General features: G+C 67.0%; 8 protein-coding genes. All 8 read left to right on the top strand.

Translation table 11 applies throughout. The annotated features are described in order from the left end of the window. Positions 1–267: 267 nt before the first annotated feature. The 8 genes from M6444_RS10940 (at position 268) to M6444_RS10905 (ending at position 12,071) form a co-directional block, all read left to right on the top strand. Positions 268–1,971 (top strand): class I SAM-dependent methyltransferase, encoded by a 1,704-nt coding sequence (locus M6444_RS10940; protein WP_298326843.1) that lies wholly within the window; start codon positions 268–270, stop codon positions 1,969–1,971. 202 nt (positions 1,972–2,173) lie between these two features. Next, the gene (metK, locus tag M6444_RS10935; protein WP_298326841.1) at positions 2,174–3,370 is read left to right on the top strand and encodes a methionine adenosyltransferase; all 1,197 of its coding nucleotides are present in this window, start codon (positions 2,174–2,176) and stop codon (positions 3,368–3,370) included. A gap of 62 nt (positions 3,371–3,432) precedes the next feature. Continuing rightward, positions 3,433–4,413 carry a carbohydrate kinase family protein gene (locus M6444_RS10930; RefSeq protein WP_298326839.1) on the top strand — a complete coding sequence of 327 codons (981 nt, stop codon included), beginning with the start codon at positions 3,433–3,435 and terminating at the stop codon, positions 4,411–4,413. A 39-nt stretch (positions 4,414–4,452) separates the two neighbouring features. After that, positions 4,453–8,001, top strand: coding sequence for a methionine synthase (gene metH, locus M6444_RS10925; RefSeq protein ID WP_298326837.1), 3,549 nt, complete (start codon positions 4,453–4,455; stop codon positions 7,999–8,001). 91 nt (positions 8,002–8,092) lie between these two features. Beyond that, complete coding sequence (gene ahcY, locus M6444_RS10920; protein ID WP_298326834.1) at positions 8,093–9,556, top strand: adenosylhomocysteinase; 1,464 nt, start codon at positions 8,093–8,095, stop codon at positions 9,554–9,556. A gap of 268 nt (positions 9,557–9,824) precedes the next feature. Beyond that, entirely contained in the window at positions 9,825–10,076 is a 252-nt protein-coding gene (locus M6444_RS10915; protein ID WP_298326830.1) for a hypothetical protein, read from the top strand. After that, positions 10,060–10,506 carry a DUF6220 domain-containing protein gene (locus M6444_RS10910; protein WP_298326827.1) on the top strand — a complete coding sequence of 149 codons (447 nt, stop codon included), beginning with the start codon at positions 10,060–10,062 and terminating at the stop codon, positions 10,504–10,506. The genes M6444_RS10915 and M6444_RS10910 overlap by 17 nt, the downstream gene beginning before the upstream one ends. A 5-nt stretch (positions 10,507–10,511) precedes the next feature. Then, positions 10,512–12,071, top strand: a complete 1,560-nt coding sequence (locus M6444_RS10905) for a multicopper oxidase family protein (protein WP_298326825.1) — start codon at positions 10,512–10,514, stop codon at positions 12,069–12,071. The last annotated feature ends 62 nt before the right edge of the window (positions 12,072–12,133 follow it).

Here is a 12,133-nt window from a genome sequence, read left to right as displayed (position 1 = left end):
GAAAATAACCCAGATCTTGCTATCTCGATTCAGACCCCTTAACTTAGTGGGTGGTACGTTGGACCCGCCGGAAGGCCGAGGTCCTCAGGCGTACCGCTGGTGGCCGCCAGTTTGAGTCGACGGTTGTCGGGCCATGTGCGGGCTCATGAACGCCTGCGCCGCGGGCATTTATTCTGCGGTTCCTGACGTGCCGGCGGACCGGTATCGGCGCAATGACGCGCCGGTCACGATGTGTAATTTTGCCGCGCGAACACGTGGGAGTGTTGTATGCCCGGAAGCGAACAGGTAGGCCTCGACCATGCGCCGTCGCTGGATGAGTCATCTGCTGACCGCGGCGGCACCGACCAAGACTTCGGCAGCAATCCACTCGAAGTCCGAACCACCGACCACTACAAAGAGGAGTACGTCACCGGCTTCGTCGAGAAGTGGGATGCACTGATCGACTGGAAGAAGCGCTGGGAGAGCGAAGGCACCTTCTTCATCGATCAATTGCGCAAGCGCGGTGTTCGCAAGGTCCTCGACGTCGCCACCGGCACCGGTTTCCATTCGGTCCGGCTGCTCGAAGAGGGCTTCGAGACGGTGAGCGCCGACGGCAGTCCGGAGATGCTCGCCAAGGCGTTCGCCAACGGCCTGGAGTACGGCGGGCACATCCTGCGCGTGGTCCACGCAGACTGGCGCTGGCTCAACCGCGACGTGCATGGCGAGTACGACGCCATCGTCTGTCTCGGTAATTCCTTCACTCACCTGTTCTCTGAACGCGACCGTCGTAAAGCACTCGCGGAATTCTATGCGATGCTCAAGCACGACGGTGTGTTGATTCTCGATCAGCGCAATTACGACTCGATTCTTGACGCCGGCTTCTCGAGTAAGCACACATATTACTACTGCGGCGAAGATGTTTCCGCCGAGCCGGAATATGTGGACGAGGGGCTGGCGCGATTCGTCTACAAATTCTCGGATGACGGTTCGCAATACCACCTCAACATGTACCCGCTGCGCAAGGACTACGTTCGTCGTCTCATGCGCGAAGTCGGTTTCCAGAAGGTGGAGACGTTCGGCGACTTTCAGCAAACGTACGCCGACGACGACCCGGACTTCTTCATCCATGTGGCCGAGAAGGCCTACCGTCGCGATGACGAACTGACCGACCTGTACTCGACGGCGGTGCACACCGCTCGCGATTACTACAACTCTTCCGACGCCGACAACTTCTACGCCATCGTCTGGGGTGGCGAAGACATCCACGTCGGCACGTACGAGCACGAGAACGAGGACATCGGGGTCGCCAGCCGCCGCACCGTGGCCACGATGGCCGAGGCGGTCGAGCTCGATTCGTCCACGAAGGTGCTCGACGTCGGTGCCGGGTTCGGCGGCGCGGCGCGCTACCTGGCGAAGACGTTCGGCGTTCAGGTGACGTGCTTGAACCTCAGCGAGGTCGAGAACGACCGCAACCGCGAGCTGAACCGCGCCCAGGGTCTGGAGCACCTGATCGATGTGGTCGACGGGTCGTTCGAGGACCTGCCCTTCGAAGACAACGCCTTCGACGTCGTCTGGTCGCAGGACGCCTTCCTGCACAGCGGAGAGCGCGTGCGGGTGCTCGAAGAGGTGGTCCGGGTCCTCAAGCCCGGTGGTCAGGTCATCTTCACCGACCCGATGGCCGCGGACGGGTGCCCGACGGGCAAGCTGACGCCGATCCTGCAGCGGCTGCAGTTGGACACGATGGCCTCGCCGTCGTTCTACCAGCGTGAGTTGTACCGCCTGGGCCTCTCCGACGTCGAGTTCAACGACCAGACCGCCAATCTCGCCCGGCACTACCAGCGTGTGCTCGAAGAGACCGAGCGCCGTGCCGACGAGCTGGCCGGCAATGTGAGTGACCAGTACCTGGACCGGATGAAGACCGGCCTGCGGCACTGGGTCGACGGTGGCAACGCCGGCAACCTGGCTTGGGGGATCTTCACGGCGCGAGGCTGACCCCACGTGGTCGACGGTGGCGGCCGGCGCGAGTCACACTCGTGTCGGGTCGCCACCGGTCGACGAGTGGAACCCGCCAGCAGGCGGTGACATGAAAGCGCAACTGGTGTCGCAGGGATTGCGGCCACGGACCGCACGCCGGTCCGGACGACACGACGACCGAGCGCAGTGAGCGCCCGAGCATGCGAAGGATGACTGCCAGATGACATTTCGACGACTGTTCACCAGCGAGTCGGTGACCGAGGGCCATCCGGACAAGATGGCGGACGCCATCAGCGACTCCATCCTCGACGCGCTGCTGGCCAGCGACCCGAAGTCGCGGGTCGCGGTGGAGACCCTGATCACCACCGGGCAGGTCCACGTCGCCGGTGAGGTCACGACCGAGGCCTACGTCGACATCCCGCAGATCGTGCGCGATCGCATCCTCGAGATCGGCTACGACTCCTCGGCGAAGGGATTCGACGGCGACTCCTGCGGTGTTAACGTCGCCATCGACGCGCAGTCGCCGGACATCGCGCAGGGCGTCGACACCGCTCATGAGAAGCGGGTCGAAGGTTCGACCGACGAGATCGCCGCGCAGGGCGCGGGCGATCAGGGCCTGATGTTCGGCTACGCCTGCTCCGACACCCCTGAGCTGATGCCCCTGCCCATCGCGCTGGCCCACCGGCTGTCGCGCCGGTTGACCAACGTGCGCAAGAACGGCGCCCTGCCGTACCTGCGCCCCGACGGCAAGACCCAGGTGACCGTCGAGTACGACGGCGAGCGCGCCGTGCGCCTGGACACCGTGGTCGTCTCCAGCCAGCACGCTGCCGACATCGATCTCGAGCAGATGCTCACCGTCGACATTCGCGACCAGGTGATGGCGCCGGAGGTCGAGGGCCTCGAGCTCGACACGTCGAACACCCGCCTGCTGGTCAACCCGACCGGTCGGTTCGTGACCGGCGGCCCGGTCGGCGACGCCGGCCTGACCGGTCGCAAGATCATCGTCGACACCTACGGCGGCATGGCCCGGCACGGCGGTGGCGCGTTCTCGGGCAAGGACCCGTCCAAGGTGGACCGCTCCGCGGCGTACGCCATGCGGTGGGTGGCCAAGAACGCGGTGGCCGCGGGGCTGGCCGAGCGCATCGAGGTCCAGGTCGCCTACGCCATCGGCAAGGCTGCTCCGGTCGGTCTGTTCGTCGAGACGTTCGGCACCGAGGCCGTGGACCCGGCGAAGATCCAGCTCGCCATCGAAGAGGTGTTCGACCTGCGCCCGGGTGGCATCGTTCGTGACCTGGATCTGCTCCGCCCGCTTTATGCTCAGACAGCGGCCTACGGCCACTTCGGCCGCGCTGACGTGGACCTTCCGTGGGAGCGCACCGACCGGGTCGAGCAGCTGCGTGAGGCGGCCCGCGTCTGACGCCACCCCGGCCCCGACCGCCAGACGTGACCGTAGGCCAGACAGCCTGAGGAGGCTCGCCCGTGCGAATCGCAGTGACCGGATCGATCGCCACCGACTACTTGATGGTGTTCCCGGGGAAGTTCACCGACCAGCTCGTCGCCGACCAGCTCGAGCAGGTGTCGTTGTCCTTCCTCATCGACCGCCTCGACGTCCGCCGGGGCGGCGTCGCCGGCAACATCTCGTACGGGTTGGGGAGCCTCGGCCTGCGCCCCGTGCTGGTCGGTGCCGTGGGCGCGGACTTCGACGAGTACCGCGCCTGGCTCGACCAACACGGCGTCGACACTCGCGCGGTGCACGTGTCCGACACCCAGCACACCGCGCGATTCCTCTGCACCACCGACAGCACGAACAACCAGATCGCGTCGTTCTACTCCGGTGCCATGTCCGAGACGCGCAACATCCAGTTGACGTCGGTCATCGACCAGGCCGGTGCACTCGACCTGGTGTTGATCGGGGCGAGCGACCCCGAGGGCATGATCCAGCACACCGAGCAGTGCCGCGAGCTCGGCTTGCCCTTCGCCGCGGACTTCTCTCAGCAGATCGCCCGGATGGAGGCCACCGAGGTCGCCAAGCTCGTGCCCGGGGCGGCGTACCTGTTCACCAACGAGTACGAGGCCGGGCTGCTGCTCGAGAAGACCGGGTGGACGCGCGACGACGTGCTGGCCCAGGTGGGCACGTGGATCACCACGCTCGGTGCCGCCGGCGTGCGCTACGAGACGCGTGATGCCGACCCGGTCACGGTTCCCAGCGTGCCGGCCAAGCAGGAAGTCGATCCCACCGGTATCGGCGACGCCTTCCGGGTCGGGTTCTTCGCAGCGCAGTCCTGGAAACTGTCGATCGAGCGGTCGCTGCAGTTCGGCTGCCTCCTGGCGACCACCGTGCTCGAGACGCTCGGGCCACAGGAATACCGCATCGACGCTGACGCCTTCGTCCGGCGCCTGGCTGATGCGTACGGAGAGGAATCCGGCGCCGAGCTCAAACCGTTCCTAACAACGGGTTGATCAGCGATGATGATGAGTAGGCCCACTGAAAGGAGCACGGTGCAGTCATCGGCGTTCTTGGATGCCCTGAACGAGCGGATACTCGTGGCCGACGGTGCCATGGGCACGATGTTGCAGGCTCACGACCTGAGCCTGGACGATTTCGACGGTCTCGAAGGGTGCAACGAGATCCTCAACGTCACGAGGCCGGACGTCGTGCGTTCGGTGCACCGCGGCTTCCTCGAGGTCGGCTCCGACCTCGTCGAGACGAACACGTTCGGCGCCAACTGGGCCAACCTGGCCGAGTACGACATCGCGGACCGGATCTACGAGCTGGCCGAGGCCGGCGCCCGGCTGGCGCGAGAGGTGTGCGACGAGTTCACCACCGCTGACAAGCCTCGGTTCGTACTCGGTTCGGTCGGACCCGGGACGAAGCTGCCCACGCTCGGTCACGTCAGCTATGCCCACATCCGCGACGCCTACATCGAGCAGGTGCGCGGCATGCTGGCCGGAGGTATCGACGTCGTCCTGGTCGAGACCAGCCAGGACCTGCTGCAGACCAAGGCCGCCGTGCTCGGCGCCAAGCGGGCGATGGCCGCCGAGGGACGCACAGTGCCGATCGTGGCCCAGGTGACCGTCGAGCTGACCGGCACCATGCTGGTCGGCAGTGAGATCGGTGCGGCGCTGACGGCCCTGGAGCCCCTCGGTATCGACATGATCGGCATGAACTGTGCCACCGGGCCGGCTGAGATGGGTGAGCACTTGCGCTACCTGTCGCAGAACGCCCAGGTGCCGATTTCAGTGATGCCGAACGCCGGGCTTCCCGAGATCGGTAAGGACGGCGCGGTGTACCCGCTGCAGCCGGACGAACTGGCCGAGGCGCTCACCGGCTTCGTCAACGACTACGGCGCCCGGATGGTCGGCGGTTGCTGTGGCACCACGCCCGAGCACCTGCGTGCGGTGGTCGACGCGATCGCTGACGCGTCGCCGGCCACTCGCCAGCCGAAGTACGAGGCGTCGGTCTCGTCGGTCTACCAGTCCGTTCCGTTCCGGCAGGACGCCACTGTCCTGATGATCGGTGAGCGGACGAACGCCAACGGCTCGAAGGCCTTCCGCGAGGCGATGGCCGAGGAGCGGTGGGACGACTGCGTGGAGATCGCCCGGGCACAGACCCGCGAAGGCGCGCACATGATCGACCTGTGCGTCGACTTCGTCGGCCGCGACGGTGTCGCGGACATGTCCCAGCTGGCCTCCCTGCTCGCCACCGCCTCGACCCTGCCGATCATGCTGGACTCCACCGAGCCCGAGGTCATCGAGGCGGGCCTGGAGCGCATCGGCGGCCGGTGCGTCATCAACTCGGTGAACTACGAGGACGGCGCCGGTCCGGGCTCCAGGTTCCAGCGCGCGATGACCATCGCCTCCGAGCACGGTGCTTCGGTCGTGGCGCTGTGTATCGACGAAGAGGGCCAGGCCCGCACGGCGGAGTGGAAGGTCCGGGTGGCCGAGCGCCTCATCGAGGATCTCACCACCAACTGGGGCCTGGGGGTCGAGGACATCATCGTCGACACCTTGACCTTCCCCATCTCCACCGGGCAGGAAGAGGTTCGTCGAGACGCGATCGAGACCATCGAGGCGATCCGGACCCTGCGTGAGAAGTACCCCGGCGTGCAGACCACGCTCGGTGTGTCCAATGTGTCGTTCGGGTTGAACCCTGCCGCTCGCCAGGTCCTCAACTCGGTGTTTCTCAACGAGTGCGTCGAGGCCGGGTTGACCACGGCCATCGTGCACGCGTCGAAGATCCTGCCGATGGCGCGGATTCCCGACGAGCAGCGCGAGGTCGCGCTCGATCTGGTCTACGACCGGCGGCGTGAGGGCTACGACCCGTTGCAGAAGTTCATGGAGCTGTTCGAAGGGGCCACGGCGTCGTCGAACAAGGAGTCGCGGGCCGAGGAGCTGGCCGCTCTGCCGTTGAACGAGCGGCTCGAGCGGCGGATCGTCGACGGAGAGCGCAACGGTCTCGAAGCCGACCTGGACGAGGCGATGAAGGAGCGCAAGCCGCTCGACATCGTCAACGACACCCTGCTGTCGGGGATGAAGACCGTCGGCGAGCTGTTCGGCTCCGGCCAGATGCAGTTGCCGTTCGTGCTGCAGTCCGCCGAGGTCATGAAGGCCGCAGTGGCCCACCTCGAGCCGCACATGGAGAAGGAGGACTCCAGCGGCAAGGGCAAGATCGTCCTGGCCACCGTGAAGGGCGACGTCCACGACATCGGCAAGAACCTCGTCGACATCATCCTGTCGAACAACGGTTACGACGTCGTGAACCTCGGCATCAAGCAGCCCATCAACACCATCATCGAGGCTGCTGACAAGAACCAGGCCGACGCCATCGGCATGTCGGGGCTGCTGGTCAAGTCGACGGTGGTGATGAAGGAGAACCTCGAGGAGATGAACGCCCGCGGCGTGGCCGAGAGCTGGCCCGTGCTGCTCGGTGGTGCTGCGTTGAACCGCTCCTACGTCGAGGACGACCTGGCCGAGATCTACCAGGGCGAGGTCTCTTATGCCCGCGACGCGTTCGAGGGCCTGCGCCTGATGGACTCGGTCATGGCCCGCAAGAAGGGCGGGGTCATCGAGGCCGACCCCGAGGTCGAGGCCAAGCGGGCCGAGCGCAGGGCGCGGCGAGAACGCTCGAAGAAGATCGCTGAGGCTCGCCGCGAGCAGCAGGAGCCGGCCGACGAGCTGCCGGGCGGTCGGTCCGACGTGGCGGCCGACGTCCCCGTGCCGACACCGCCGTTCTGGGGTTCGAAGGTCGTGCGCGGCGTCCCGGTGGCCGATTACTCGGCAATGCTGGACGAGCGCGCGACGTTCCTCGGCCAGTGGGGCCTGCGTGGCGCCAAGGGCGGTGACGGGCCGAGCTACGAGGAGCTCGTCGAGACCGAGGGACGGCCGCGGCTGCGGGCCTGGATCGACGAGCTGACCACGCGGGGTGTGCTGGCCCACGCCGCCGTCGTCTACGGGTACTTCCCGGTGGTCTCCGAGGGCAACGACCTGGTCGTGCTGGAGTCGCCGACGCCCGACGCCGCCGAGGTCCACCGGTTCAGCTTCCCCCGGCAGCGCCGCGACCGGCGGTTGTGCTTGGCCGACTTCTACCGCTCCCGCGAGCTCGCCGTCGAGAAGGGCGTGGTCGACGTCCTGCCGCTGCAGCTGGTGACCATGGGCCAGCCGATCGCCGACTTCGCCGGCGAGCTGTTCGCGTCGAACTCCTACCGCGACTACCTCGAGGTGCACGGCTTGGGCGTGCAGCTCACCGAGGCGCTGGCGGAGTACTGGCACCGCCGGGTGCGCGAAGAGCTCCGCTTCGACGGCGACGTCCCGGTGTCCGCCGAGGACGCCGACGACGTCACCGAGTTCTTCCGGTTGGGCTACCGGGGTGCGCGTTACTCTCTGGGGTACGGCGCATGCCCCGATCTGGCGGACCGGGAGAAGATCGTCGCCCTCCTCGAGCCGGAACGAATCGGGGTGAAGCTCTCCGACGAACATCAGCTCCACCCGGAGCAGTCGACCGACGCCTTCGTGGTGCATCATCCGGAGGCCAAGTACTTCAACACCTGACTCGACGCGGCAGCCCGCGACCCGGGCCGGCCGAGTCCCGGCGGGCAGGTGCCACGGACCAACCACCGTCTACTCGAGGAGCCACCGACCTATGTCCACCGACAAGTTCCGCAGTCTCAACGGCATCGACTTCGCCGTTGCAGACCTGTCCCTGGCTGAGTTCGGGCGTAATGAGATCCGGCTGGCCGAGCACGAGATGCCCGGCCTGATGACGCTGCGGCGCGAGTACGCCGAGTCCAAGCCGCTGCTCGGCGCCCGGATCTCCGGCTCGCTGCACATGACGATCCAGACCGCCGTGCTCATCGAGACGCTCGTCGCGTTGGGTGCCGAGGTGCGCTGGGCCTCGTGCAACATCTTCTCCACCCAGGACCACGCCGCCGCGGCGGTCGTCGTCGGCCCGAACGGCACGACCGAGGCGCCGGCGGGTGTCCCGGTCTTCGCCTGGAAGGGCGAGACGCTGGAGGAGTACTGGGCCTGCACGGAGAAGATGCTGACCTGGCCCGAGCTGGACGGGCCGAACATGATCCTCGACGACGGTGGCGATGCCACCCTCCTGGTGCACAAGGGCGTCGAGTACGAGAAGGCCGGTGCCGTCCCGTCCGCGAACGACGACGACCCCGAGGAGTGGAAGGTCATCCTGGGCGTCCTGCGTTCGTCCATCGCGGCCGACGCCTCCAAGTGGACGACCGTCGCAGCGGGCATCCGCGGTGTCACCGAGGAGACCACCACCGGTGTGCACCGGCTCTACCAGCTGGCCGAGGCCGGCGAGCTGCTGTTCCCGGCCATCAACGTCAACGACGCGGTCACCAAGTCGAAGTTCGACAACAAGTACGGCTGCCGGCACTCCCTGATCGACGGCATCAACCGCGCCACCGACGTCCTCATCGGCGGCAAGACCGCCGTCGTGTGCGGTTACGGTGACGTCGGCAAGGGCTCGGCGGAGTCGCTTCGCGGCCAGGGCGCCCGGGTCATCGTCACCGAGATCGACCCGATCTGCGCCCTGCAGGCCGCCATGGACGGCTACGAGGTCACGACCCTCGACGACGCCGTCGACCGCGCCGACATCGTGATCACCACCACGGGCAACAAGGACGTGATCACCCTCGAGCACATGCTGAAGATGAAGCACCAGGCCATCGTCGGCAACATCGGCCACTTCGACAACGAGATCCAGATGGCCGAGCTCGAGCGGTACCCGGGCATCAAGCGCACCACCATCAAGCCGCAGGTCGACGAGTGGACCTTCCCCGACGGCAAGTCGATCATCGTGCTGTCCGAGGGCCGGCTGCTCAACCTGGGCAACGCCACCGGGCACCCGTCGTTCGTCATGTCGAACTCGTTCTCCGACCAGACGATCGCCCAGATCGAACTGTTCACCAAGCCCGAACAGTACGACCGGCAGGTCTACGTGCTGCCCAAGCACCTTGACGAGAAGGTCGCTCGCATTCACCTCGAGGCGCTCGGCGGCAAGCTCACCGAGATGACCAAGGACCAGGCCGACTACCTGGGTGTGCCGGTCGAAGGCCCGTACAAGCCGGATCACTACCGCTACTGATCTCTCTCCCGCCGGCCGCCGGCCGGCCCGCGTGATCGTCGGCGCCCTTCCCGCAGTACGCGGGAAGGGCGCCGGCGATCTTGTTGTCGCCGGTGCCAGCCGCGGTTGGGTGCGAGCACGTCAGCCGACGTACGGGCGCCACCGTCGCCTACGTCGATCAACGTAGGTCATCACCCGCATCTGGCGGACGCGTCCGGCCGGGCCGATGCGTCAGGCTCACAGCCATGCCATCCGCACCATCGCAGATGGCAGGAGCGAAGGAGCTTCGATGCCGCGCAACCAGTGGGTGCTGAGCGAGCGATGCGAGCGGATCGTCGCCGCAGAGCTCGATCGCCTGCGCCGCCGCCTACCTGAGTTGGGTCCGCAGGAACTCGACGTCGTCACCGAGACGCTCGAGCGAGTCAGCGACCAGTTGGTGATGGTCCCGGTACGGCGGCACCCGCAGTACGAGGACGCCGTCGAGGCTCTTTTCGCCGTTCCGGCCGACACGACGCGGAGAGACCATGAGCGACCCAGCTGACACCAGGACCGATACCCGCCTCGACGACACGCATCGCATCAGCCGGGTTCGCACAGCCGCGCTGGCAGTGTTCCGAGTGCTCGCCTTCGTGACGCTGGCCGCGGTGGTCGTGCAGATCGCCTTCGCCGGTCTGGGCGCGTTCGGCGCGAGTTTCGACCCGCACCGTGACCTCGGCACCGCCATTGGCGCACTCATCCTGCTCCTACTGGTCGTGATGCTCGTCGCGCGATCGAGCCGAACTGCCGTACTGCTGACCGCGCTGCTCGTCGTGCTGGGGATCGTGCAGTTCGCCTTCGCCCGCCTGGGCGACGACACCGATGCGTGGTTCGGTGCGCTGCACGCGGTCAACGCGCTGGCGATCATGGGCGTCACCGCGCGCCTGGCCACGTCGGCCCGCGGCGCGGTGTACCGGCGTGTGGCGCGACGATGACGACGATGTCGCGGCGTGGCTTCCTCCGGGCGGCCGGTGGGCTGGCGTTGGCCGGTCCTGTCCTGGGCAGCTGTTCGCTGTCCGAGGTCGGCGGGGTCACCGGTGTCGTGGTGGACAGCGAACTCGACCTACCGGAACCGTTCCAGGTGGCGTTGCCGATTCCGCCGGTACTCCAACCGGTTCGGCGCGACGAGACCACGGACTACTACGAGATCGTTCAGCGCGAAGCCGCTCGAGAGACCCTGCCCGGGCTGCAGACCCCCGTGTGGGGCTACGAGGGCAACTTCCCCGGCCCGACGATCGTGTCGCGGAGCGGGCGGCGAACCGTCGTACGGCACACGAACCGGCTGCCCGTGCCGACCGTGGTGCACCTACACGGCGGGCGCACCCCGGCCGACAGCGACGGCTACCCGATCGACCTCGTCCTTCCGCCCGGGAGCGAGGCGGAGATGTACGGCCACCACGCGGAGATGGTGGGCGAGGTGTCACACGGTTTTCGCGACTACGTCTATCCGATGCAGCAGCGCGCCGCGACGCTCTGGTATCACGATCACCGGATGGATTTCACCGGCCCGGCGGTGTGGCGCGGCCTCGCGGGGTTCCACCTCGTCGTCGACGACGAGGAAGAGTCGCTGGGGCTGCCGGCCGGCGCCAACGACATCCCACTGATGATCTGTGACCGTTCGTTCGACTCCGCCGGTGCGTTCCGGTACCCGGCCCGCGATCCGTCGCTGACCGGCGCGCCCGGGGTCACCGAGGACTTCATGGACGGGGTCCTGGGCGATGTCGTTCTCGTCAACGGCGCACCCTGGCCGGTGCTCGAGGTGACGGCGTCTCGGTACCGGTTCCGCATTCTCAACGCCTCGAACGCGCGCCGGATGGAACTCGCGCTCGACCCGGAGCCCGACGAGGCGCCGTTCATCCAGATCGGCAGCGACGGCGGGCTGCTCGGGGCGCCGGTACGGCACGAGAGCATCCCCATCGCCCAGGCCGAGCGGTTCGACGTCGTCCTCGACTTCACCGGACAGCCGGCCGGCAGCGAGTTCACCCTGGTGGACAGGCTCGGTGAAGGCTCGACCGAACAGGTCATGCGCTTCCGGGTGGCCGGCCCGGGCGACGGCGAGGGCGGAGACGTCCCGGATCGGCTGGCCGACATGAGTGACTTCGATGCGCTGACCGAGTCGAGCTCGGTCGCCACCCGCACCTTCGACTTCGACCAGGCCGGAGAACGCGACGGCATGTCGATGTGGACGATCAACGGCGAGATGTTCGATCCGCGCCGTGCGGATGCCGACCCCGTTGCCGGTACGAGCGAGGTGTGGGAACTGCACAGCGATCCCGCCCACCCGGTCCACCTGCATGTCGTGTCGTTCAAGGTCCTGTCGCGCAACGACGATGAACCCAAGCCCACCGACGCCGGCTGGAAGGACACGATCGACCTGGTCGAGGGGGAGCGGGCCCGCATCCTGATCCCCTTCGACGCAGAGCCGGGGCGATACGTCTTCCATTGTCATAACCTCGAGCACGAGGACATGGCGATGATGGCCAACATGGAGATCCGTTGATGGTGGTGGGACACCGGGCGCCCGATGTGGATTCGCGCACCACTGGTGCGACACTGACTGCT

The sequence above is a fragment of the Haloactinopolyspora sp. genome (assembly GCF_027324685.1).
Taxonomy (GTDB): domain Bacteria; phylum Actinomycetota; class Actinomycetes; order Jiangellales; family Jiangellaceae; genus Haloactinopolyspora.
The sequence above is the reverse complement of the archived record's forward strand: the minus strand, read 5'-3'. Positions and strand labels throughout refer to the sequence as shown.

Bases quoted from the DNA above. Each gene is read 5' to 3' on its own strand.
- M6444_RS10940 (WP_298326843.1), top strand. From the start codon at position 268: ATGCCCGGAAGCGAACAGGTAGGCCTCGACCATGCGCCGTCGCTGGAT.
- metK (WP_298326841.1), top strand. From the start codon at position 2,174: ATGACATTTCGACGACTGTTCACCAGCGAGTCGGTGACCGAGGGCCAT.
- ahcY (WP_298326834.1), top strand. From the start codon at position 8,093: ATGTCCACCGACAAGTTCCGCAGTCTCAACGGCATCGACTTCGCCGTT.
- M6444_RS10915 (WP_298326830.1), top strand. From the start codon at position 9,825: ATGCCGCGCAACCAGTGGGTGCTGAGCGAGCGATGCGAGCGGATCGTC.
- M6444_RS10910 (WP_298326827.1), top strand. From the start codon at position 10,060: ATGAGCGACCCAGCTGACACCAGGACCGATACCCGCCTCGACGACACG.
- M6444_RS10905 (WP_298326825.1), top strand. From the start codon at position 10,512: ATGTCGCGGCGTGGCTTCCTCCGGGCGGCCGGTGGGCTGGCGTTGGCC.